Annotated in this window: 27 protein-coding genes and 1 other annotated feature; of the genes, 1 reads left to right on the forward strand and 26 read right to left on the reverse strand. The window is 40.2% G+C overall.

Annotated features, from left to right (window positions below; genetic code table 11):
* Positions 1-15: 15 nt before the first annotated feature.
* The 10 genes from rpe to gmk all read right to left on the reverse strand — a co-directional run bounded on the left by rpe (position 16) and on the right by gmk (position 11,130).
* Entirely contained in the window at positions 16-669 is a 654-nt protein-coding gene (rpe, locus tag LREU_RS06125; RefSeq protein WP_003663836.1) for a ribulose-phosphate 3-epimerase, read from the reverse strand.
* Between the two features lie 10 nt (positions 670-679).
* On the reverse strand, positions 680-1,570 hold the full coding sequence (rsgA, locus tag LREU_RS06130) for a ribosome small subunit-dependent GTPase A (protein WP_003668384.1): 891 nt from the start codon (positions 1,568-1,570) through the stop codon (positions 680-682).
* A 12-nt stretch (positions 1,571-1,582) separates the two neighbouring features.
* Complete coding sequence (gene pknB / locus LREU_RS06135; protein ID WP_003668386.1) at positions 1,583-3,487, reverse strand: Stk1 family PASTA domain-containing Ser/Thr kinase; 1,905 nt, start codon at positions 3,485-3,487, stop codon at positions 1,583-1,585.
* A 3-nt stretch (positions 3,488-3,490) separates the two neighbouring features.
* A complete protein-coding gene (locus tag LREU_RS06140) occupies positions 3,491-4,231 on the reverse strand; it encodes a Stp1/IreP family PP2C-type Ser/Thr phosphatase (RefSeq protein WP_003668388.1) in 741 nt (246 codons plus the stop codon).
* A gap of 7 nt (positions 4,232-4,238) precedes the next feature.
* Complete coding sequence (gene rsmB / locus LREU_RS06145; RefSeq protein ID WP_003668390.1) at positions 4,239-5,588, reverse strand: 16S rRNA (cytosine(967)-C(5))-methyltransferase RsmB; 1,350 nt, start codon at positions 5,586-5,588, stop codon at positions 4,239-4,241.
* Entirely contained in the window at positions 5,578-6,531 is a 954-nt protein-coding gene (fmt, locus tag LREU_RS06150) for a methionyl-tRNA formyltransferase (RefSeq protein WP_003668391.1), read from the reverse strand. The genes rsmB and fmt overlap by 11 nt, the downstream gene beginning before the upstream one ends.
* 17 nt (positions 6,532-6,548) lie before the next feature.
* Positions 6,549-8,978, reverse strand: coding sequence for a primosomal protein N' (priA, locus tag LREU_RS06155; RefSeq protein WP_003668393.1), 2,430 nt, complete (start codon positions 8,976-8,978; stop codon positions 6,549-6,551).
* On the reverse strand, positions 8,979-10,184 hold the full coding sequence (coaBC, locus tag LREU_RS06160; protein WP_003668395.1) for a bifunctional phosphopantothenoylcysteine decarboxylase/phosphopantothenate--cysteine ligase CoaBC: 1,206 nt from the start codon (positions 10,182-10,184) through the stop codon (positions 8,979-8,981).
* A gap of 110 nt (positions 10,185-10,294) precedes the next feature.
* Complete coding sequence (gene rpoZ, locus LREU_RS06165; protein ID WP_003663855.1) at positions 10,295-10,513, reverse strand: DNA-directed RNA polymerase subunit omega; 219 nt, start codon at positions 10,511-10,513, stop codon at positions 10,295-10,297.
* On the reverse strand, positions 10,510-11,130 hold the full coding sequence (gene gmk / locus LREU_RS06170; RefSeq protein ID WP_003663856.1) for a guanylate kinase: 621 nt from the start codon (positions 11,128-11,130) through the stop codon (positions 10,510-10,512). The genes rpoZ and gmk overlap by 4 nt, the downstream gene beginning before the upstream one ends.
* Positions 11,131-11,270: 140 nt before the next feature.
* Between gmk and LREU_RS06175 the strand changes: the two genes are divergently transcribed.
* The gene (locus tag LREU_RS06175) at positions 11,271-11,621 is read left to right on the forward strand and encodes a hypothetical protein (RefSeq protein ID WP_003668397.1); all 351 of its coding nucleotides are present in this window, start codon (positions 11,271-11,273) and stop codon (positions 11,619-11,621) included.
* Positions 11,622-11,896: 275 nt separating this feature from the next.
* On the opposite strand, the gene recN is transcribed toward LREU_RS06175, so the two are convergent.
* The 16 genes from recN to LREU_RS06255 form a co-directional block, all read right to left on the reverse strand.
* Complete coding sequence (recN, locus tag LREU_RS06180; protein ID WP_003668399.1) at positions 11,897-13,576, reverse strand: DNA repair protein RecN; 1,680 nt, start codon at positions 13,574-13,576, stop codon at positions 11,897-11,899.
* A gap of 15 nt (positions 13,577-13,591) precedes the next feature.
* Positions 13,592-14,044 carry an arginine repressor gene (locus LREU_RS06185; RefSeq protein WP_003668400.1) on the reverse strand — a complete coding sequence of 151 codons (453 nt, stop codon included), beginning with the start codon at positions 14,042-14,044 and terminating at the stop codon, positions 13,592-13,594.
* 18 nt (positions 14,045-14,062) lie between these two features.
* On the reverse strand, positions 14,063-14,884 hold the full coding sequence (locus tag LREU_RS06190; RefSeq protein WP_003668402.1) for a TlyA family RNA methyltransferase: 822 nt from the start codon (positions 14,882-14,884) through the stop codon (positions 14,063-14,065).
* Between the two features lie 11 nt (positions 14,885-14,895).
* The gene (locus LREU_RS06195; RefSeq protein WP_003668404.1) at positions 14,896-15,768 is read right to left on the reverse strand and encodes a polyprenyl synthetase family protein; all 873 of its coding nucleotides are present in this window, start codon (positions 15,766-15,768) and stop codon (positions 14,896-14,898) included.
* Between the two features lie 18 nt (positions 15,769-15,786).
* Positions 15,787-16,068, reverse strand: a complete 282-nt coding sequence (locus LREU_RS06200; RefSeq protein WP_003663862.1) for an exodeoxyribonuclease VII small subunit — start codon at positions 16,066-16,068, stop codon at positions 15,787-15,789.
* Between the two features lies 1 nt (position 16,069).
* Complete coding sequence (gene xseA / locus LREU_RS06205) at positions 16,070-17,407, reverse strand: exodeoxyribonuclease VII large subunit (protein ID WP_003668406.1); 1,338 nt, start codon at positions 17,405-17,407, stop codon at positions 16,070-16,072.
* Positions 17,400-18,260, reverse strand: coding sequence for a bifunctional 5,10-methylenetetrahydrofolate dehydrogenase/5,10-methenyltetrahydrofolate cyclohydrolase (locus LREU_RS06210; RefSeq protein WP_003668408.1), 861 nt, complete (start codon positions 18,258-18,260; stop codon positions 17,400-17,402). The genes xseA and LREU_RS06210 overlap by 8 nt, the downstream gene beginning before the upstream one ends.
* Before the next feature lie 128 nt (positions 18,261-18,388).
* Positions 18,389-18,805 carry a transcription antitermination factor NusB gene (gene nusB, locus LREU_RS06215; protein WP_011953504.1) on the reverse strand — a complete coding sequence of 139 codons (417 nt, stop codon included), beginning with the start codon at positions 18,803-18,805 and terminating at the stop codon, positions 18,389-18,391.
* Position 18,806: 1 nt separating this feature from the next.
* A complete protein-coding gene (locus LREU_RS06220) occupies positions 18,807-19,244 on the reverse strand; it encodes an Asp23/Gls24 family envelope stress response protein (RefSeq protein ID WP_003663867.1) in 438 nt (145 codons plus the stop codon).
* Positions 19,245-19,333: 89 nt separating this feature from the next.
* Positions 19,334-20,008, reverse strand: coding sequence for a 2'-5' RNA ligase family protein (locus tag LREU_RS06225; protein ID WP_003668411.1), 675 nt, complete (start codon positions 20,006-20,008; stop codon positions 19,334-19,336).
* A gap of 1 nt (position 20,009) precedes the next feature.
* On the reverse strand, positions 20,010-21,086 hold the full coding sequence (locus LREU_RS06230; protein ID WP_003668413.1) for a M24 family metallopeptidase: 1,077 nt from the start codon (positions 21,084-21,086) through the stop codon (positions 20,010-20,012).
* 12 nt (positions 21,087-21,098) lie between these two features.
* The gene (locus LREU_RS06235) at positions 21,099-21,806 is read right to left on the reverse strand and encodes a YggS family pyridoxal phosphate-dependent enzyme (RefSeq protein ID WP_003668415.1); all 708 of its coding nucleotides are present in this window, start codon (positions 21,804-21,806) and stop codon (positions 21,099-21,101) included.
* Between the two features lie 125 nt (positions 21,807-21,931).
* Positions 21,932-22,213 (reverse strand): 50S ribosomal protein L27, encoded by a 282-nt coding sequence (gene rpmA / locus LREU_RS06240; RefSeq protein ID WP_003664006.1) that lies wholly within the window; start codon positions 22,211-22,213, stop codon positions 21,932-21,934.
* Positions 22,214-22,238: 25 nt separating this feature from the next.
* Positions 22,239-22,562: a ribosomal-processing cysteine protease Prp gene (locus LREU_RS06245; protein ID WP_003668417.1), complete on the reverse strand. Its 324-nt coding sequence runs from the start codon at positions 22,560-22,562 to the stop codon at positions 22,239-22,241.
* 15 nt (positions 22,563-22,577) lie between these two features.
* On the reverse strand, positions 22,578-22,886 hold the full coding sequence (rplU, locus tag LREU_RS06250) for a 50S ribosomal protein L21 (protein ID WP_003664009.1): 309 nt from the start codon (positions 22,884-22,886) through the stop codon (positions 22,578-22,580).
* A gap of 15 nt (positions 22,887-22,901) precedes the next feature.
* Positions 22,902-22,974: a sequence feature (ribosomal protein L21 leader region), on the reverse strand.
* Positions 22,975-23,100: 126 nt separating this feature from the next.
* Positions 23,101-23,733 (reverse strand): TetR/AcrR family transcriptional regulator, encoded by a 633-nt coding sequence (locus LREU_RS06255; protein ID WP_003668419.1) that lies wholly within the window; start codon positions 23,731-23,733, stop codon positions 23,101-23,103.
* Between the last annotated feature and the right edge of the window lie 103 nt (positions 23,734-23,836).

Below are 23,836 nucleotides of genomic sequence, written 5' to 3' on the forward strand. Positions count from 1 at the left end.
ACTTAATATAACTAATTACTTAGTAGCATCTTCAAGAGCCTTGATTCGTTCAGAAGGATCTTCAGCGTTAAAGACATATGAACCAGCAACTGCTACCGTAGCACCAGCTTTGTAGCAATCTACAACCGTCTTGTCGTTAACTCCACCGTCTACTTCAATATCGAAATTGTAGCCCTTTTCTTCCTTAATTGCGTTTAATTGGGCAATCTTGTCAACAGTTTCTGGCAAGAACTTTTGACCACCAAAACCAGGGTTAACCGTCATTACTAAGACTTGATCAACCATGTGTAATACCGGTTCAATCATCGCAACTGGTGTACCCGGGTTAATAACAACTTCGGCTTTTACGCCACCGTTTTTGATAATTTGAAGAGCACGGTGAATGTGTTGAGTAGCTTCTACTTGAACACCAATAATATCAGCGCCAGCATCAATGAACATTGGCAAAATGTGTTCTGGACTTTCAACCATCAAGTGCACATCCAATACCATGTTTGTAATTGGACGAATGGCCTTAACAAAGCCTGGTCCATAAGAAATACTTGGAACAAAGGTACCATCCATAACATCAATGTGTAAGTATGGTGCACCGGCCTTTTCTACCTTTTCAATGTCCTTTTGTAAATTTACATAATCTGCACTTAAAATTGATGGTGCAACTTTAATCATCCTGATTCCCTCATTTCTTATAATTTGGTTTTTGATTAGCAATCAATTCATGGAACTGAAGATAATCATTATACCGACTCTTCATGATTATACCATTGTTTACCGCTTCCTTCACAGCACATTGTGGTTCTTTTATGTGAAGGCATCCCCGAAACTTACAATCTGCTGAAATCTTAGCCATTTCAGGGAATAACTGCGGCAAATCATTTACCGTCATATCAAATGTCTCATACGACGAAAAGCCAGGGGTATCGGCTATCAGAGCCCCGTTAACATCTAGTAAGCTTACTTTTCGTGTTGTATGCCGTCCCCGTTGAAGTGCTTGGGAAATTTCGCCAGTCGCTAATTTTAATTGGGGAGCCAAATGGTTAAGCAAAGTTGACTTCCCTGCTCCTGTCTGCCCCATCATTGTTACAATATTTCCCTTTAATCCTTCCATCAAATTTGCTAATTGATCGGAATCGAAAGGCTCACGGGCCGCATAGACCTGGTAGCCGATTTTACGATAGCCCTCAATCGTTGGCAAAAGTTGTTGGTATTCATCATCTGTCAGTAAGTCAGTCTTTGAAAAATAAATTAAAGGAGTAACATCTTGTGCTTCTAAAGCAATCAATTGCCGGTCTAAAAGGTTAGCGGAAAATGCTGGTTCTTTAGCTGAGGTTACAACAACTGCCATATCAACATTAGCAACAGGTGGCCGAACCAACTGATTGCGGCGGGGCAGGATTTTTAATAAATACCCTTCCTGTTGATTTTCAGCACTGAATTCAACGTGATCGCCAACTACCGGCTTAATCTTTCGTTGACGGAAATTTCCACGTGCCCTTGTCCGGTAGATCTTTTCATCTGCAATTACATCATAAAAGCCACTTAATGATTGTTGGATTATTCCTGTTTTCAAACTGCACCTCCATTATCCAGTAATATTTGTTGCACTCATAATCGTTCGTCCATTGCGAACAACACGGTATGCACCTGTTTCTCCTTGTTTAAGGGTAAATGGCACATTAATTGTTGTTTCCTGATTAATTGTAATATCTTGATACTCCATCGTTAAATTATGGTTGGCATCTCTAATGTATACCTGCACCCGGTTTTCGCGCTGCCCACCATTTCCATCGAATGGAATGTTAATCTGAATATTCGTCGTTTTTGTTTGGTTACCAGAATTAGCAATGGAAACTGTTAACGTATCACCATGATTTAATGTTGACCCAGCTCGTGGTGTCTGATTAATTACATGGTTAGTCGCAATTATTTTTGATTTTTTCTCTTGAGTTGTCAATTGCAAATTATTTTTATTTGCAAACTGTTGCACAGCACTAATATCTTGATTCTTAAAGTTCGGAATCTTAATTGGTTCTTTCCCTGCACTTACCCGAAAAATAATTGTGTTAGCAGCAGGCTTAACAATCGTACCTTTTTTGTGGTTTTGTCTGATAATCTGTCCCTTATCGATATCATCCGAATACACTGGTTCTTGATGAACTTGAAATCCCTTGCGACGAAGGTTAGCCGCCACTGAAGAATAGTCATCACCAACATAATCAGCCATTTGCAATTGCTTAACTCCTGTACTAACCGTTAGATTAATCGGGGTACTGACACGGGTCTTATGGCTGACGTCAGGATTGGTTGAAACAATTCGGTTTTTATCCACTGCCTGGCTATTTACCAGAGTAATCTTACCAATCCGCAAGTTTTGCTGGTGCAATCGTTGCTCTGCCTTTTGTACCGTCATTCCTTCTACATCGGGGATGATTACTTGACGGATCAAGAACCACCAACTGCAGACTGCAATCAGCACAATCATACCAAGCGTCCCGCTAACAATCCCATATTTTTTCCACTTTTGCGGTTTAGTTGATGGATCAACGGTTGGTGAATCAGTTGACTTCTTTGGTTGATAATCATCAGCTTTTAGGTGTTTAATATCTAACACCTTAGTTTCTCCATTATCATCTTGTTGGATCTTTAACCGCGGCTCATTAGCTCTTTCTGGATCAAGGACGGTTTTCAAATCAGCCGCCATTTCATTAACTGAACTATACCGCTCAGCTGGTTCCTTTGCAGTCGCTTTAATGATTACGTTTTCGAGTGCTTGAGGAATTTCTTTGTTCTGTTCACGAACAGAAGGAATTTCTTCACGGAAATGCTTCAAGGCAATTGAGACAGCCGTTTCTCCCTCAAATGGAACCTTTCCAGTTAGAAGTTCAAACAAGATAATTCCTAGTGAATAGATATCTGATTGTTTAGTAGCAATGCTTCCTCGCGCTTGTTCTGGGGATAGGTAGTGAACTGACCCCATCAAGGTATTAGTCTGCGTTAATGAGTCTTGCGATACAGCAACAGCAATTCCAAAATCAGTAATTTTAACGTTTTTATTTTCATCAATTAAGATATTTTGTGGTTTTAAGTCCCGGTGGATAATCCCATGCGCATGGGCAGTCGCAACTGCTGAAAGCACCTGTTCCATAATATCAATAACTTGTGGAAGTGGAATCGGATAGTGCTTTTTTATATATGCTTTAAGGTCTGTCCCCTTTACATATTGCATTACCATGTATTGCAAGCCATGATCCTCACCAACGTCATAAATTCCAACAATATGAGGATCATTTAACTGCGTCGCGGCCATTGCTTCCCGGTGAAATCGCCGTTTAGTACTTGGATCGTCCCGTAAGTCAAGACGCAATAGTTTAACAGAAACGTCCCGATCAAGAACCATATCATGTGCCAAGTAGACATTAGCCATTCCACCTTCACCCAGTGACCGAATTATCCGATATCGGTGACCAATTTCATATCCAGGATTCATTTCCTATCCCTCCTGGTTACTATTAATCCCAATTAAAACGGTAATATTATCTGGTCCGCCGGCATCATTTGCCATTTTTATAAGTTGAGCACATTTCTCTTCAAGCGGTATCGGCAATTCAAGCACCTTGATAATCTGCTCCTTAGAAACAGTCTTAAACAAGCCATCAGAACACATTAACAGTTGATCACCCTCGTTTAATTCAAAGCGGTTTACATCAACTTGTGCATCAGGAGAGATTCCAATTGCCCTTGTAATTATATTGCTCTGGGGTAGCTTTAGTGCTTCATCTTCTGATATATCTCCCGTTTTTACCAATTCATTAACCAATGAATGGTCTACTGTAATCTGCGTTAATAGGTTTTGATGAAGGATATATCCTCGACTATCACCAATATTAGCAACCACAACCGCATCCTTAAATGTAATAGTGGCGACCATTGTTGTTCCCATCCCCTGCAAGCGAAGATTACGTTTGGATTGCGCTAAGATTTTATTATTGATTAATTGGGTTTCACGAGCAAACCAACGGATCCCCTCCATTGATGTCTGCGGGGGCCGTTTTTTAAACTGACTCCCCAAAGTCGCAACTGTTTGCTCTGCAGCGATATCTCCGCTACGATTGCCGCCAATTCCATCAGCAATAACCATTAATTGATTGCCTAGCTTGTTAGTAAACACAGCAACCCGGTCTTGATTTTGCTTTCGTTGGTGGCCGATATCTGTTTGATAAGCAGCTTTCATTAACTTATTATATTCCCTTCTTAAGGCTACTGATGAAGAAGCCATCAGAATCAAAGTCACTCGGTAATATAGTTAAGGTTGGTGAGTGACGATTATCCTTAACTTTTCGTGCAGTTGTTGTTTTTACTAACTCAAACTCCGGATGTTCAGCTAGAAACGCTTGAACAGTATCATCATTTTCTTGTCGTAAAATTGTGCACGTGCTGTATGTGATTATACCGCCTTTTTTAACTTTTGCGGCAACCGCATTTAAAATTGCTAACTGAATCTTATGTAATTGCTTGCTATCATTTAGCGTCTTTGTATAACGAATTTCTGGCTTCCGGCGTAAAAGTCCGATCCCACTACAAGGTGCGTCAACTAAAATCTTATCGAAACTTTCATCATCAAAAAGTTGATCAACCTCCCGTGCATCAAGGGCATGAGCGGTAACTCGCTTTTCAACCCCTAGTCGACGAGCATTTTTTTCGATCAATCTAACCTTGTGTTGGTGAATATCAAGCGCATCAACGTGACCGTCTTCATCAGCGAGAGTTTCTGCTATTTGAACAGTCTTCCCACCAGGAGCTGCACAAGCGTCCAGGACTTTATCCCCCGGTTCAATATGCATGCTTTCCACGGCTAACATGGCACTTTCATCTTGAATAGTGATTTCGCCATTTTTGAAGAGATCGGAACTGATAATTTCACCTTTCGTAATTACTAAGGCATTTTGCGCAACTTGGCCTTCTTGATATTCAATTCCAGCAGCATCCAAAGTTTGTTTGACGGTCGGAAGGTCAGTTTTGGCGGTGTTAACCCGAATTACTTGATGAGCTGGCTCATTAATTGATTGGAGTATTTTTTCAGTATCTTCTTCGCCATATTCCCCAGTCAGCTCATTGACTAGCCACCGTGGCACACTGTTTTCGATACTTAACCGCAAATCACGTTCATTAATTTGTCGCAGGTCAGGTAATCCTTTCCGCAAAATGGCATGTAAAACACCAGTGACAAACTTTCGAATACCTGGATTTCCTCGGCGTTTAGCTATTTCAATACTTTCGTCAGTTACCGCCCAATCTGGGACTCGTTCTAAATAATGGTACTGGTAAAGTGCAGACAAAAGAAGCGTCTTTACCCAAGGATCAAGCCGTTTTCCCTGGATAAACCCATTCAGCCAATATTCGAGGGTAAGTTTATGCTGCAAAACACCATAAATAATATTGGTTGCCAACCGGCGATCTTTATCTGCCAACGGGTACTTTTTTAATAACTGGTCAACCTGCAAGTTTGAGTATGCACCATTTTCGACAACCCCTTCAAGCGCCACTAAAGCTAATTCACGCGCATTTTGCGGTTGAAATTTAGTCTTCACTTACAACTTGGCCTCCCTCTGTAATATCTTTATGTCCATTAAGGTAGGATGTAATGTCCATCGCCTTTTTCCCTGCTGGCTTTAACTTATTAATCTGGTATGTCGTTCCATCTCCAGCAGCAATTACTAATTGATGTTTCGTGACCCGCACTACTTTTCCTGGTTCAAGGTCTGTTTTTTCTTCTAATGGGGTCACATCGTAAATTTTTGTACGTAATCCATCAATAACCATGTTACCAAGAGGAGCCGGCCGTAATCCCCGCACCTTCGCATCAATTAAATGTGCTGGAAGGCGGAAATCAATCTGTTCTTGTTCACTAGTAATATTGGGAGAAAAGACTACGTTATCCGGATCTTGAGCGACCGGATTAACATCCCCGCTAATAAGTTTAGGCAACGTTTCTAACAGCAAGTCTCTTCCTAGTAAACTAAGCTTCTTAAACATCGTGCCACTATCATCAGTGTCTTCAATCGGAATAGACCTTTGTGAAATAATATCTCCCGCATCCATCTTCTTAACCATGTACATAATGGAGACCCCGGTTTCTTTGTCACCATTAATGATGGAATATTGAATTGGAGCCCCTCCACGATATTTTGGCAGTAATGAACCGTGAACATTGATTGCCGCAATTTTAGCAGCCGCCAATAACTTTGTTGGAAGGAATTGCCCATAAGCAGCAGTAATCATTAAGTCAGGCTGTAAACTAATAATTTTCTCCATTTCAGGACTTTTGCTGAGTTTAGCCGGCTGTAAGACTTCGATATTATATTGTTCAGCTAACTCTTTAACTGGCGATTGATGAAGAGTACGTTTCCGGCCGATATGGTGGTCTGGCTGGGTAAGAACTGCTTGAACATCGTATTCTGGATTATCAATTAAACTTTGTAAAATCGGAACAGCAAACTCCGGTGTTCCCATAAAAACGACTGATGTTGACATTAATAACATCCTTTCTTTTACATAAAATACTGTGGATCTGGATCGATGCTTACTTGGACATCCTTAAAACCGCGACTTTGCGTATCCTGAAGAATATCAAACAATAGCTGATGCAAATACGGATCCTTCTTATATTTGATGACAATTTGGTAATAGTAACGACGCTTCATTCGGGCAATCGCTCGCGGGGTGGGGCCAAGAATAACCGTCGAAGATAATAATCCCTGCTTTAGGCGGCCATAAATATCTGCCATTGCCCGAGCTGCTTTGGCTTCTTCAGGATGACTAGCCATCAAACGAACGGTGTAATAGTATGGCGGATAACTGGCTTGTCTTCGCAGCATCATTTCCTGGTTAAAGAATTTTTCGTAATCATGTGTTTTGGCATCTTGAATAGCGTAATGATCGGGGTTATATGTCTGGATAATAACTTTTCCTTGCTTATTTGCCCGACCAGCCCGACCACTAACTTGACTTAGCAAATCAAAAGTCCGTTCACTAGCACGAAAATCTGGTAAGCCTAGACCAGTATCAGCATTTAAGACTCCTACTAAGGTAACATTAGGGAAATCAAGCCCCTTTGCAATCATCTGGGTTCCTAATAAAATATCCGCTTGGTGTTGACCGAACTGTCGCAATAATTTTGCATGCATTCCCTTCCGCCGAGTGGTATCAACATCCATGCGAATAATCCGGGCTTGGGGTAATAATTGATGCAATTCTTGCTCAACTTTCTCTGTTCCGGTCCCATAGTAGCGAATCTGATGGCTATGGCAATTGGGACATTCACGGGGGATTGGTTCTTCATGACCACAATAGTGACATTTCATTGTCCGCGTATCCATGTGAAGTGTCAAAGAAATATCACAATTCGGACACTTTAAGACATTTCCACAATCACGACACATCATAAAGGACGAAAATCCCCGTCGATTTAGCATTAAAATACTTTGTTCGTTCTTTTGCAGGCGGTCATTTAAGTCGGTTAATAGTTTCTGCGAAAAGTTACTCTCCCCGTATTTTTTAATTTCATCCCGCATATCAACCACTTCAATTGGCGGCAATTCCTGTTTATTTACCCGGTGCGGAAGACGCAACAAGTGATAAACGTTTTTTACTGCTCGCGCACGACTCTCCAGACTAGGAGTAGCAGAACCAAGGACTACAGGCGCTTGATTATATTTCCCCCGCCATTTAGCTACTTCACGCGCTTGATAACGGGGTGATTCATCTTGTTTATAACTAGATTCATGCTCTTCATCAAGAATGATTAGCCCTAAATTGGTCAATGGAGCAAAGACTGCTGAACGGGCACCCACAACTACTTGCGCTTCTCCTCGCTCAATCCGCCGCCATTCATCATACCGTTCCCCGTTTGATAAACTACTATGTAAAACAGCAACCTTGGAACCAAATCGTCGCCGCACACGGTTAACAATCTGGGGAGTTAATGAAATCTCAGGTACAAGCATTAATGCTGTCTTTCCCTGTTGAAGAGCATTAGCAATCGATTGCAAGTATACTTCTGTCTTGCCACTCCCCGTAACTCCTTGTAAGAGGAAAACTTTAGGGTCATGATTGTCGATTGCTTGATTAATCTGGTTAACGGCATTTTGTTGATCGGCGTTGAGCTGCAGGGGGGCTGCTAAATGAGCATCATCAGGAGTGACCTGCATAGCCAAGGGTTGTCGATATACTTCAACTGGTGTTTTCTCTAACCATCCCTTCTGTTGTCCCTGATTGAAGGTGGCTGCTTTTAAACCAGTTTTATGTTCAGCATCCTTTTGCTTAACAACTTGACTGCCAATTGATTGTAAATATGAAAGAAGGCGGTTTTGAGCATGCGCATTGGCATGAAGGGATGCGCGCTCATCTTCCAGTTGTTCAAAGTTAAGTAAAGAGCGAATACCAGTCACCGTTTTAGCCTTGGCCCGGTCTTCCACTTGGTATTCAATCGCTATCTTTCCTTCCTTTTGCAGTTTGAACAATTCACTTAAAATTGCCGGTTTATCTTGTACCGCCGCCATCTCTAATTCATCTCGACCATGAAAAATATCAAAGGCAACATGTTCGTCTACTTCATCTATAATTCGAATAATTCTGGTAGTCTTAGCCTTCAATAAGTTAGGCAACATCGTATATAAGCAAGAAATCCAAAAAGAATAAGTAGTATCAGCCAACCATTTGCTAAGATTCATTAATTCAGGATTAATTACCGGTTGAAGATCCATTATCGCCTGAATTGGTTTAAGTTCTCCCTCATATTGGGATGCATTGTCAAGGGCAACAACGAATCCTTGAACAGTCCGTTTTCCCTTTCCAAAAGGCACAATCACTCTTACCCCGACCTGGATTTGTTTTTCAAGCTTTGGCGGAATCTGATAAGTATATGGTTGGTTTGTTTGCATTGTTGGAACGTCAACAACTACCTGTGCCAACTCTGGCATTTAATCACCTGACTTTAATTTTGCACTAACTAGTTCAATAATCTCGTTTGCAATTTTAGCTTTAGATTGCCGGGCTAATTTAATTGGCGTTTGATCTTTTTGTAAGATGGTCACTTGATTCTGGTCACTGCCAAATGCCCCTGTCTCCCCTGCCACGCTGTTTGCAATAATCATATCCGCATTTTTGCTAGCAAGTTTACGGTTAGCATTTTCCAAGAGATCATTTGTCTCCGCTGCAAACCCAACGACGTATTGACCGGTTTGCTTCATCTTCGCAATATTCTTTAAAATATCAATCGTTTCAGTAAGCGTAATGGTAAGATGCGGGTCACCATCTTTTTTCTTAATCTTATGACCAACTGTTTCAACTGGTCGATAATCAGCAACCGCGGCCGCCATGATTAAAATGTCTGCTTGCGAAAATCGTTCTTTTAAACTGATGTATAAATCTTCAGTTGTGGTTACGCGCACAACTTCAATCGCTGGTGTTTGTGGAAGCGAGACGGTAACTTGACCGGCAATCAAGGTTACCTTAGCTCCTGCTTGAACCGCGGCGTTGGCAAGTGCAATCCCCATTTTACCAGAGGACCGATTACCAATAAAACGAACAGGATCAATATTTTCACGTGTTCCGCCAGCAGTAACAATCACGTGCTTGCCCTTTAAAGCTTGACTGCTAGTTAAAAAGTCCTCTATATATTGGCAGATTGCTGCTGGCTCTGGTAAACGCCCGCGGCCAGCATATCCTTCAGCTAATCTTCCGCTAACTGGCGGCATAATATTGACCCCGTCTTGTTTAAGTTGAGTAATGTTTCGTTGAGTTGCGGGGGCCAACCACATATGGCTATTCATTGCTGGAACTACAATTTTAGGAGCACTAGTTGCTAATAAGGTGGTAGAAACAGCATCATCAGCCAGTCCTGTTGCCATTTTAGCGATGATATTTGCTGATGCTGGTACCACTACTGCTAGTTCTGACCAATCAGCTAACTCAATATGAGGAATAGGCGTTGAATGCTCATCCCATAGGTCAGTAAGAACTGGTGCTTTCGTCAAGGCAAAAGGAGTAGCAGGAGTGACTAACTTAGTAGCGGCGTCAGTCATTCCTACGCGAACCTCATGTCCCATTTTTTGCAGCCCACGCACTACTTCGATTCCCTTGTAAGCAGCGATACTGCCTGTAAGATACACTGCAATTCGTGTCATTATGTCACCTCAACTTATTTTTTCTTAATTGATTATAGCATTTTTAGAAGCAAAAAAGGGGCCAGTGACAATCCTGCCCTAGTCCCTTACTTTTGTTTATCCAGCTTATTTTAATCCTGTAAGTCTTCAGTATGATCAGGATCGATCGTAACTTTTCCAGCCAAAATCTCTTCAAGGGCCTTCCCAACTGATTTGCTTGAATCATAATGTTCAAGTAATGGGGCAGCTCCTGCATCTAATTCATTGGCACGCTTACTAGCAAGCATAACTAATGAATAACGAGAATCAATATGTTTTAATAATTCATCAACTGATGGAAAAAGGATCATTTTTCGGCATCTCCTAACATTTCAAGATAACGTGGCATTACACGGGTAACACGAAGCCGTTCAGTACGAATAATGTCTTTAATCTTTTCAACTGCATTTGGTACTTCGTCATTAACTACTGCATAATCATAGTTTTGCATCATTTGAATTTCACCAAATGCTTTATGAATTCGTTTATTAATGACTTCCATACTATCAGTTCCCCGGTGAATCAATCGTTGCTTTAATTCATCCAAATCAGGAGGGGTTAAGAAAATAAACACGCCATCTGGGCACTTAGACCGTACTTGCATTGCTCCGTTAACTTCAATCTCAAGGAAAACATCTTTCCCTGAATCTAAGGTCTCATTAACATATTTTAATGGGGTACCGTAATAGTTGTCAACATACTTAGCATATTCCAACATCCCACCAGTTTGAATTTGGTGTTCAAACTCTTCTTTGCTTACGAAGAAATAATCAACACCATTAACTTCTCCAGGACGTGGTTTCCGAGTTGTCATCGAAATTGAATATTGAAAATCATTATCATTTGAATCAAAGATAGCTTTTCGAACAGTCCCCTTCCCAACCCCGGAAGGACCTGAAAGAACAATTAACATTCCACGATTTGCCATTATAACGCTCCTATTTATTTAATCGTATTAATACTATAATGCACTAGATTAGTACTGAAATCAAGCATCTGAATAACAAAAAATTATTGAGCTTTTTGCTTGCATTTCTGAATGTATGTTCGTATACTATAATCAAACAAATGTTCGGAGGCGCGATTATGCAAATTGAACAAAAGTCTATTTTTAAATTTACGCCACAAATTATTAGTAAGAAACTTCGCCATATTTTTGAAGAAACACCTGCTGACGATCAGCAAGCAGGGTTGCTTACTCCCCAACCTGCTAAACAACGACAATTATTTTTAAAACGAGCTATTAAAGATAAGATTAAAGCAACGTTTCAGCTAATGCCGATCAACAATGATGGCTATCCGGTAAATGTTACTGGTAATATTGCCCAATTAGCAAATAGCAATCGATACCTTATTACGAATCAAAATGTGAGTTACGTTGTTAACTTTGATCAGATTAGATACATTGCGAATTTATAATATTGGATTTAAAGAGAGTGGAAAATAACCTCCTCGACAAGGCGGTTGGCTAAGCTAGGACGATGATTAGCACGGCACGGGCTGATTATCGTTCGTACTTAGACTCGAGCCTTGTGGTTATTTTCCACGTTATCTTTCTATTGCTCATAAAAGTAGTGGAGGATGAGAGAAAACAAAAGTTTTTTCTCATCCTCTACTCATTTACGGAATAGTAGCAAGATAACGTGGAACTAGCTTCGCGTCGTTACAAGGTTTTCCCCACTTCTCTCTCCCTTTTATTTTGCCATATTAAGCAATTCTTGCGCATGCTCTTTTGTCAATTGGGTAATCTTTTCACCCGATAGCATTCGCGCAAGTTCTTCAACCCGATCGTTTTCTTTCAATGGCGTAACTCGAGTAGTTGTCCGGTCATCATGGACAGATTTCTTAATAAGGAAATGGTGTTGCGCAACGGCTGCTACTTGTGGCAGGTGCGTGATACATAAAACCTGTGAATGTTGAGCAATTAAGCGAATCTTATCAGCAATTGCTTGGGCAACCCGTCCGCTCACCCCAGTATCAACTTCATCAAAAATGATACTAGTAACGCCTTCCTTTTGCGCAAAAATTGTCTTTAGGGCTAACATTACCCGTGACAATTCACCACCAGAAGCAATTTTTGCTAATGGTCCCATCGATTCTCCCGGATTAGTTCGGATATAAAATTCAACCTGGTCAATTCCCGTCGGTGTAAATTGTTCCCGACTTTGATTAGCAAAGCGAACTTCAAATTCTGCTTTTTCCATGTAAAGCTCTTTAAGCTGCTGGTGAACCTTTTTACCAAGTTCATGAGCAGCTTTTTGTCTTACCTGACTCAATTTACGACCGGTCTCTCGAATCTTATTTTCAGCTTCTCCTAACCGTTGCTCTAGGTCACTGCTAGAATCAGCCGCGGCCTCCATCGAATCGAGTTCTTTTTTGATCTTATCATAATACTTCAAAACATCTGCCAATGTATCGCCATATTTATGTTCAAGATCACCGATAGTAGTTAACCGTTGTTCAATCTGAGCTAACCGTTCATCATCAAATTCAAGCATATCTAATTGTTGACTAGCTTCATTCGCTACATCTTGAAGAGCGTAATAAGCATCATTAAGTGCCTTACTAAGATTATCATAAGCATCATCAAATTCAGCAATTGCATTGATTGAGTCCATCACCGTGGCAACTTGATCTAAAACAGGCGCTTGCTCACCTTCATTAAAGGTCGTCACAGCTAGTTGAAGAGCATTATTAATTTGTTGAAAGTGTTCCAATCGATCACGTTCACTAATTAATTCATCTTCTTCATTTTCTTTTAGATTAGCTTCTGCAATTTCATTAACTTGGTACCGAAGCATATCCAATCGCTGCGCCCATTGTTGTTCATTTGCTTGTTTTTTATTTACAGCAGCTTTGAGTTTAGAATAAGCTTGATATTCTTCTTGATATTTTTGAAGTAAAGGCTGAACCTCTTTAGCCGCAAATTGGTCGAGCATTCCTAAATGAGTCTCAGGTTGCATTAATTGTTGATGTTCATTTTGCCCTTGAATATCAACTAATCCCGCACCAATTTGACGAAGAGTTGCCGTGTTAATCAGTTGCCCATTGATCCGGATAATATTACGACCATTACGATGAATTTCCCGAGAGACAATTAAGATTCCATCTTCATGGTCAATTCCTAGCGATTCAAGTAGATTATCAAATTCAGGATCATCAGGAATCGCAAATTGCCCTTGAAGACTTAATTTTTCTTCTCCACGGCGAATAAATTCCTGCGACCCACGACCACCGGCCAACAACCCGACTGCATCAATAATAATTGACTTTCCGGCACCAGTTTCCCCCGTTAGAACAGTCATTTGGTCAGCAAAAGTTAAGGTTAAGTGCTTAATAATTGCTAAATTATCAATCGTCAATTCTTGTAACAAAAATTTTCACCTCGCCTAGTCGAGCATTGCATTAAGCTTTTCTTCTAATTTAATTGCTGCTTCTGGAGACATACAAACTACAAGGACATTTCCATCATCACCAATTGTTGTGAAAACCGTTGGAAAATCCATTTTGCGAATTAAGGTAGCTACTACCGGGCCATTCCCGGGATGAACCGTTAACGCTAAGAAACAGTCATTACGTTTTAATTGTTCCAAACTGTCTTGAAGGGTTTGTGCTAATTGGTTTTCATGTCCTTGGTGATGATATGCTGGCAAGCCATAACGATAGCCCCCATTATCAGCAGGAATCTTTATCAGTTGCATTTCTTTAATGTCGCGCGAAATAGTCGCTTGAGTAACTGTCAATCCCATTTCACGCAGATGCGCAACAAGATCTTCTTGCCGCTCAATGCTCTCATTAGTAATGATTTCCCGAATTTTTTGTTGTCGTTCTGCTTTTTTCATGGATTAAGTCACCTTTATTTATTCCTTATGATTCAAATCATCATCCGCGGCTGCAATAACCTTATCGATATTTACTTTTTCGGCAACGATCCCCGGATTCTCACTTAGGCGTAGGTGAACTAAAAATTCCATATTTCCTTGTCCCCCTTTGATTGGTGAATAGTCTAATCCAAGGATGTCGAAATGATCTTCACGGGCAAAAGTCAGTACTTCTTCCAAAACGGCCCGGTGAACTTTATGATCATGAATGATCCCATTTTTGCCAACATGCTCTTTGCCCGCTTCGAATTGCGGCTTAATCAGCGCTACTACTTCACCACCCATTTTCAGTATCTGTGCCAATGGTGGTAAGATCAAACGAAGGGAAATGAACGAAACATCAATCGAAGCAAATTCTGGTTGACCACTGGTAAAATCTGCTAACTTGCTGTAACGAAAATTGGTCTGCTCCATAACAACTACCCGGGGATCCTCCCGTAATTGCCAAACTAACTGATTAGTTCCGACATCAAGAGCGTAACTTAACTTCGCCCCATTTTGTAACATTACATCAGTAAAGCCACCAGTTGATGAACCAATATCTAAAACCGTCTTGTCCTTAACTGAAATATCAAAAACCTTTAATGCTTTCGCTAACTTCAAGCCACCCCGACTAACGTACGGCATTTTATGACCTTTCATGTGAAGGGTTGTGGTAATCGGAATCTTTTGTCCTGGTTTATCTAATCGTTCATTATTTTTGCCAAGAATTTCTCCTGCCATCACTGCCCGCTTTGCCTGTTCGCGAGAGTCAAACAGCCCTTGTTGGACTAACAATACATCTACACGTTCTTTTTTCATAATCCCTTTCCTTATTTAAAATATGCTAAAAAGTCATCATAACCAGCAAACGACTTGCCAGTAAGCTTTTCAAGATTCTTTTGATTTTGGCCAGCAGCCGCTAAAGCTATCTGTAGCTGCTCCTTTGCGCCATCTACACCGAGCAATCCTGGATAAGTATTTTTTTGCTCATCAGCATCTTTGTGAACAGCTTTTCCCATCTCTTCAGTAGTACTGAGGACATCCATTAAATCATCATAGATTTGAAATGCTAACCCGTAGTTTTCACCAAATGCTGCTAGCTCTTGTTTGATTTCAGCAGATTGATCCATCATAATCCCACCTGCCAAAACAGCATAGCGAATCAATTCCCCCGTTTTTTGACGGTGCAAGTATCTCAATTGGTTTAAAGTTAGATGTTGGTGTTCACCTTCAATATCCCGCGCCTGACCAGCAACCATTCCAGATGGTCCCGCGGCTTTTGCAAGTTCAAGGGTTAATTGGCTCCGAATATTAGCTGGAAGGTGATTATCGGCAACCCACTGAAAGGCCATCGTCAATAATCCATCTCCTGCTAAAGTTGCCATGCCCGCTCCAAATTTACAGTGATTAGTTGGTTTTCCGCGGCGTAGATCATCATTATCCATCGCTGGAAGGTCATCGTGGATTAATGAATATGTATGAAGCAATTCCAATGCAGAAGCCGCACGTAGCAGATCATCATTAAGCGTGCCACCCAGCATCTCAATCGTTGCAAGCGTCAATGCTGGACGCAGCCGTTTGCCCCCAGCCATTAGGGAATAATTCATGGCATCCCTTAAAGTTGCCTGATCAACATCTGCGGCCAGTGACTTGCTGAGATAGTTTTCAATCTGTTCTTTTAAAATCGGCAATGGTGTACTCATCTTTTTCTGCTCCGTTGCTTATTGTTCATCAGCGCTACCAAATCCACGGTTACCACCGCCATTGTTGCTTGGGTCATCGGTTTGCTTTTCGTAGACTTTTTCATCGCCATTATCGTCAATTAAGTGACCAAGCGTTTTTTCAGCATTTGTTAGCTTCGTTTGTAATTCTTTAGAAAGCTTGATTCCTTCTTGAAACTGTTGAAGGGCTTCTTCTAGTGGCACATTCCCCTGTTCAAGGTGATTAACGATCTGTTGTAATTGTGCTAATTGTTCTTCAAATGTTGGTTTTGCTGTTGCCATCTTAGTGCTCCTTTACCTTTTTTATTTCTGCTTGAACTTCCCCGTCATCAAAATGCAGGTGAACATTTTGCCCAACCGTTAATTGACTGGCATGATTAACAACCTTTTCATCACTCGTTACATACGTATATCCCCGACTCATAATTTTAAGGGGACTCAGTGAATCTAATTGTTTAATAAGAGTTGTCACTTGTTGTTTCTTTTCATTTTGGCTGGCAAGTGAGGCTGTAACCAATTGTTTTTTTAATTGATCAACTAACTGTTCTTGTTGTTGAACCCGATGCAGTGGAGAAGCCGCCGTTAAACGCCCACTTAATCTTTCCACGTTCATTTGTAGCTCTTGCATTTTATTTTGCGCTGCTTGACCTAACTGTTGAGTTAATTGGTCAACCTTTTGCGCATAATTTTCATATAATCTTGTCGGTTGCTGAAAAATATAGCTTTGCAGCTGTTTATTCAATTGTTGGCGGTCAAAATTAATTTTAGTCCGCATCGTATTTAATAAACGATTCTGATCATCTTTAAGTGTCATTAATGCATCGTTTAGTTTTACCGGCGTTGCTAATTCAGCAGCAGCAGTTGGGGTTGCTGCGCGTTGATCAGCTACGAGGTCGGCAATTGTTGTATCTGTCTCGTGACCAACTGATGAAATTACCGGAATTTTGCTATTGGCAATTGCACGGGCAACTACTTCTTCATTAAAAGGCCATAAGTCTTCCATTGATCCCCCACCTCGACCGATAATAAGGGTATCAAAGTCGCCGCGGTCATTGGCACGGTTAATTTGTCTAGCAATATCCGCCGCTGCCTTATCTCCTTGAACAACAGTAGGATATAGAACAACTTGAGCAATTGGATAACGGCGTCGAACAGTCGTATTAATATCCCGGATAACTGCCCCATCAATACTAGTAACAACTGCAATTCGTTTTGGAAACATTGGGATCTGTTTTTTAGGTAAATTAAATAGACCTTCAGCGCTCAATTTCTTTTTTAGTTGTTCAAACGCTAAGTATAAAGAGCCCAGACCATCTGGCTCCATCCGATCAATATAAATCTGGTAGCGACCACTTTTTTCATACAAGCTTACATGACCGACTACACAAACTTTCATCCCCTGTTCAGGAGTAAATTTAATTTTCCGGAATTGATGCTCAAACATTACAGCATCGATCACAGCATTATCGTCTTTTAAACTAAAATACTGATGCTTTTGCCGTAAACGAAAATTAGAAAGCTCACCGGTTAAATAAACCGTATGTAGGTATGGATCCCGGTCAAACTTCATTTTCAAATACTTAGTTAATTCACTAACTGTTAAATACTGGCTTCTATCCATGATGCCTCCACCACGCTAAATCAACTGTTTGTTCCATTAATGTTGCAATTGTCATTGGTCCTACGCCACCTGGAACAGGAGTGATTGCCTGAGCTTTTGTCTTTACCGCTTCAAAATCAACATCCCCTGTCAATTTACCATTGCTTAAACGATTAATTCCCACATCAATTACCACTGCTCCTGGTTTTACATCTGTCGCCTTGATAAGGTTAGGCACACCAGTAGCAACAATTAAAATATCCGCTGTTTTCGTTAAAGCAGAAAGGTCGCCAGTACTTCTTCCAGCCATTGTTACAGTTGCGTTAGCATTATTTAAAAGAGCTAAAAGAGGTTTACCAACTAAAATACTCCGACCAACGATAACTGCATTTTTCCCTTGTAAATCAATATTATATTCTGCCAACATCCGCATAATTCCGCGAGGTGTACAAGCCACGGGATAATTACCATGTTGATTGGCAAATAGTTTTCCTAGGTTTAGGGGATTAAGGCCATCAACATCCTTAGTTGGCAATATAGCATTGGTGATTACTTCTGGATCCAATTGAGGAGGAAGGGGTTGTTGAACAAGAATGGCATCAATTGTGTCATCATGATTCAGCTTTTCAATTTCGGCAAGCAGCTCAGCTTGACTAACATCAGCAGGAAATTTTTTTAAAACTGAATTGATTCCTAACTTAATAGCCTTATTATGCTTATTTCGGGTATAGATTAAGCTCGCTACATCATCACCAGCAATCACGACTGCAATTCCCGGGATTATATTTTGTTTTTCTTTTAACTGTGCTACTAGTTCTTTCGTCTGGGAGTTGATTTTTTTAGCAAGGGCCTTGCCATCAATAATTGTCGTCACAGTGATTCCTCCTCGTTAAATTTCCATTTTATATTCTACCATAATAATATTGCGCTTAAGCAAAAAAGGAGTGGAATCAGAAGTTTATCACTTCATTTTCCACCCCATAATTATTGTTAACAGTAATATTAATTATTTTCGTTGACTTGTTTTTCAAATTTACCAAGGGCTCCATTGATAAATTTACGTGACTTATCACTACTGAATGTTTTCGTAAGTTCCAATGCTTCATTAATTGCTACTACTGTTGGAACATTTTCAGCGTATTGAATTTCAAATAGAGCAAGCCGTAAAATCACTAAATCTGGCTTTGCTAAACGGTTAATCGTCCATCCGCTTGCCAGGAGATCATTGATTTGTTCGTCAAGCTGATCTTGATGTTCCCGCACCCCATTTACCAAAGTTAGTAAATAAGGCGGAATTTGCTTTTCATCATGATGAGGAATCGCCTCATATACGGTTTGAATATCAGCTTCAGAATCTGATTGCAAAGCAAAGAGAACTTGGAAAGCCTCCTCACGAATCATGTGTCGGTTCAAACTCATTTTATTCACCAGCCTCGTCGTTAAGATGTTCGCCAAACAAGTCATTAGGGTCTACTTGTTGGTCTTCTTTAGATGTTACGATTCCCTTAATATGAACATTAACTTCTTTTACTTTTAAGTCAGTCATTAATGTGATTTGTTGTTTAACCTTATCTTGAATCATTGCCGCTACTTTAGGAACAGAGACACCATATTCAACATAAACATCCACATCAAGTGATAATTTTTCATCATTGCTGGAAAGCTTTACCCCACGCCGGCGATCAGAGCGTCCCAAAAGTTCACTTACGCTATTTGCAAATGAACCATACATCTTTGAAACACCATCGATTTCACTTGCGGCAATCCCCGCAATAATTTCTAAAACTCGTGGCGAAATTTGAATTGTCCCGAGTGACTTGTCTTCACTACTTAAAACAATCTTTGATTCTTCAGCCATCGTCAGCCCTCCAATTTATTTCTTCTCTTAATTATAGTAATCATTTCTATTCTGCACTATGTTCGAACAAATTGCAACAACTTGGTCAATTAGGAACCTAGCGACAGTATAGAAATTAACCGCGACTTATGATTATACCAATCATGAACGACTAAATCGAGACTAGATGTGGTAAATTGCCCGAAATTAATTGATTTAAATCCTTCTAACGTCTTCAAGAAACGGTCTGCCTGCTGAATAGGACTAGTATACCGTGCAACCGTCACATGTCCTGAAATTGTTGGATATCGTTCTTTTAGCAACAAGTCATGTAACGGCAGTTCTTTCCTAAGTGTGTTCCGTAAAGTTGATAATTCTGCTGAATAATACCCTTTTACAAGAAGCGCTCCTGAACTAGTGATCATTCCTGCTAAACGCCAGTGAATCGGTCCAATTTGTGAAATAATCTGCCCTACTACGTTTTTATATTTTTCCTCTTCAAATGTTGAGAGCAAAAAGTCTGAGCTAGCTGCAATAAGGTCAATAATCGTAATATGCAGGTCAGCAGGAGGATAGAAGTATTGGTTAGGTTCAATTGCAGCCAATTTTTGCAGGCAAAACATAATATTGCGGCTAACATGCGCAGGAAGTGAAGCAGTAAGCGTCAGTCCTCGCCGCATATCTTTATCAGGATTTAGCAAGTTACGATCTAGCTGTTCTTGATGATTTCTAATTGCCGTCATTCCCTGTTGATTAATATTATTATACAGACTAGTAAGTTGCATACTATTTTCCTACGATTATTAGGTCAGTTGGCGCCTTCGTCAGCACTTCAACTCCACCGTGAGTAACCAGAATATCATCTTCTATCCGGACCCCGCCAATTTCAGGAATATAGATACCAGGTTCAACAGTGATAACTTCATTGTTCCGCAATTTAATATTTTGAGCACTTGGTCCATAGCTAGCAGGCAATTCATGAACCGATAAGCCTATTCCATGTCCCATTCCATGGTTGAATTCATCCCCATAACCTGCTATTTCGATTAATTGCCGTCCCGCAAAGTCAAGTTGATCACCTTGTTGCCCAACATGAGCAGCTTGAATTACAGCTTCACGCGCCTCATTGACAATTTGATAAACATCACGTAATTCTGGATCAATTGAACCAACGGCAAATGTTCTAGTCATGTCTGCCGTATAGCCATTGAAGTAGTAGCCAAAATCAACAGTAACAATATCGCCGTCTTCAATCACCTTTTTTGAAGCCGTAGCATGCGGTTTGGCCGCATTTTTGCCACTAGCGACAATTGTCGGAAAAGAGGCCCCGCTCGCTCCATGTTCCTTCATCCAAAAATCAAGTAAGTTCGCAACATGGCGCTCGGTCATCCCAGCGTGAACATTTTCTAAAAGGTACTGGTATCCTGCTGAATGTAAGTCTGCAGAAGCCCGCAAAGCATTTACTTCATCACTATCTTTAATCATTCGCATCCGTTCAAGTTGTTGGTGGAAGGGAACAAGATCTGCTGTCATCTGCTCATCAAGCACATCAAATAAGGCGTAAGTAACTGTATCTTCATATCCAAGAACCGTCACTTTCATCCCCTGACATATTTTATTAAGTGAACCGTAATAGTCACGGGTAATCATTCCCACAACTTCATCATTTTCAAATTCTTCTAATGCAAGTTGGTACCGGTCATCAGTAATAATAATCGCATTATCTTTTGTTACTAAGAGGCATCCATCGCCTCTCATAAGGTTAAAACCAGTAAGGTAATAAATGTTTTTTTCATCCGTTACTAAAAATGCATCGATATATAATTTTTCAAATTTCTTCTGTAGACGTTTAATTCTAGACATAGCACATTTCCTTTAATACTGCCGGTTAGAGTAATCACGAGGGCCAAAGATAGCTGTCCCAACCCGCACACAGGTTGAACCTTCTTCTACCGCTATTTCATAATCATGGGTCATCCCCATACTAAGAACATCTAATTTTAATTGATCATTTTGGTTGTTCATTTCATCGCGCAATTCACGTAGGCGGCGAAAAATCGGCCGTGTTTTTTCTGGGTCATCATAATAGGGAGCACTAGTCATTAATCCCCGCAACTTTACATGTGGCAATTGAAGACTTGCCTCAGCTAATTCCATGCAATCTTGCAAAGTTGGCTTAACCCCAAATTTACTCTCTTCTTCTCCAACATTAACTTCAATTAAAATCGGAATTATTCGATCGTGCTTTCTCCCTTCTTTTTCGATCGTATTCATTAGTTTAAGGGAGTCAACCGATTGAATCATTGTAACGTAATCAGCAATGTATTTAACCTTATTACGTTGAAGGTGGCCAATCATATACCAGTTAATGTCTGCTGGTAATTCATCATGCTTTTTGGCTAATTCCTGAACATAATTCTCGCCAAAATTGTTCCATCCTGCTTTGTAAAGTTCTGCAATATCTGCTGCCGGATGATTTTTGCTAACTGGTAACAGTTGAACGTCTTGGGGATCTCGACCGCTTCGCTTGCATGCAGCAATAATTTTTTCTTGGACTTCTTTAGCTTTATCAACAATCGTCATTAAACATTATGCTCCCTTCAATTGTAGGTTAATTATATTCTTACATTATAGATTAACATATATGAAAAATTATTTTAAAAATAAAAAGACTACTATTTCATGTAGAAAAGTAGTCTTTTTTATAATTATTCGGCAACTGGGTAAACTGATACCTTACGCTTACTGCGGCCCATGCGTTCAAATTTAACAACACCGGCTACCTTAGCGTATAATGTATCGTCTCCACCACGACCCACGTTTTCACCTGGGTTGATGTGAGTACCACGTTGACGGTAGATGATTGATCCAGCAGTTACGATTGAACCATCAGCAGCCTTAGTACCAAGACGACGACCAGCTGAGTTCCGACCGTTAGCAGTGGAACCACCCCCCTTGTGGTGGGAGAAGAATTGCAAATCCATAATCATAGTTGTTCACCTCCAGCAATGAACTTTAATCAAACATTTTTACTTCAATGTTTTGTGGATAGCTTTCCTGGATATCACATAATCCATTTAACAAAGTTTTGAGAAGGATCTGACTATCATGACCAAGGTCTAATCCTGTAACTTCTAAAAAGCCACCATTATCATTATCTTGTTTAAGGTGAGGCTTTGTATGAACAACTTGTTCAAGCCCGTTCACCGTTGAAATAGATAATGCAGAAACTGCGGCACAAACAATATCCTGCCCATATGGACCAGAGTCAGCATGCCCAGTCATTTTAAAAGAAGTGATCCGCTGATTCGAATCTAAAGTAAACTGTGCTCGAATCATGATCTCACCTCCACATTAAGCGTTGATCTTGTTGATAGTAACCTTAGTGTAAGGTTGACGGTGACCTTGCTTAGTGTGAGTGTGCTTCTTAGGCTTGTACTTGAAGGTAACAACCTTCTTTTCCTTACCTTGCTTATCAACAGTACCTTCAACAGAAGCACCGTCAACTACAGGAGTACCGATCTTAGTGTCGTCTCCACCGACAAAGATAACTTGATCGAAAGTTACCTTGTCACCTTCCTTAGCATCAAGCTTTTCAACGTAGATAGAAGCACCTTCTTCTACCTTGTATTGCTTACCACCAGTAACGATAATTGCGTACATACTTTGTGCACCTCCTTAATATCTCAGACTCGCCGTACTAAGCAGCTAAATAAGCTTTAGACTTAATAACGTGCGGTTGTAGTTGTTGGTTCACAAATACAACGTTTGTATAATATCAAATATTATTCTCTTCGTCAACCATAATCTCTACTTTATATAACGAAAAAAGACCTTGAAAAAAGTTTTTTCAAAGCCTCTTTTCTTATAGTAGCTATTAAATCTTTTCTAAAGTTCCTTCTAATTCACCATCAAAAAAATTAACCAAAGAAACATTCTCGCTACTAAACTGATCCAACATCTTTGCCACGCTTTGTGTCATGTAACGTGGAGTATAAATCATGCCATCTTCTAGCCATCGACTTACTAGGCCAAGAAATGCTGAGTCAATAAAGGAAATCTGCAAATTAAGCGGGACTTTCAACTGTTGGTTCTTATTCACTTGCTCATTAAAGTGTGTCATCTCATTTGCTAACCGATTGTAGAGTTGTTCATAAAAGAAGTTATTCTTTTCATTATTTAATAGAACATCAAAAATATCGGCGTTATTTTCGATATACTGAAATGCTTTGCGGAGTGAAAACACCTTTACCGTCCGTTCTTTCGAAAAATTACTATCGATCATTACTTGGTTGAAGAAATCGTCAATAATCTCTTGGATTGCTGACTGAATAAAATCTTGTTTATCCTTATAGTGAAGATAGAAAGTTCCTCGGGTGATGTTGGCAGTTTCAGTAATCTTTTGGACGCTAATATCTTCAAGCTTTTCACGTCTCATCAGATATACAAGAGCTTTGCGCAGACTATTACGTGTTTTAATTACACGCGGGTCTGTCTTATTAGCAGCCATTTAATCATCATCCTTCCATCATACAGCTTAAGTCCTTTCTACTTTCGTACTTCTACTATATTTAAAGTATAGTTGTCATGAAAGCGTTTTGTCAACGAAAGTG

This window comes from Limosilactobacillus reuteri subsp. reuteri, from assembly GCF_000016825.1.
Lineage (GTDB): Bacteria > Bacillota > Bacilli > Lactobacillales > Lactobacillaceae > Limosilactobacillus > Limosilactobacillus reuteri.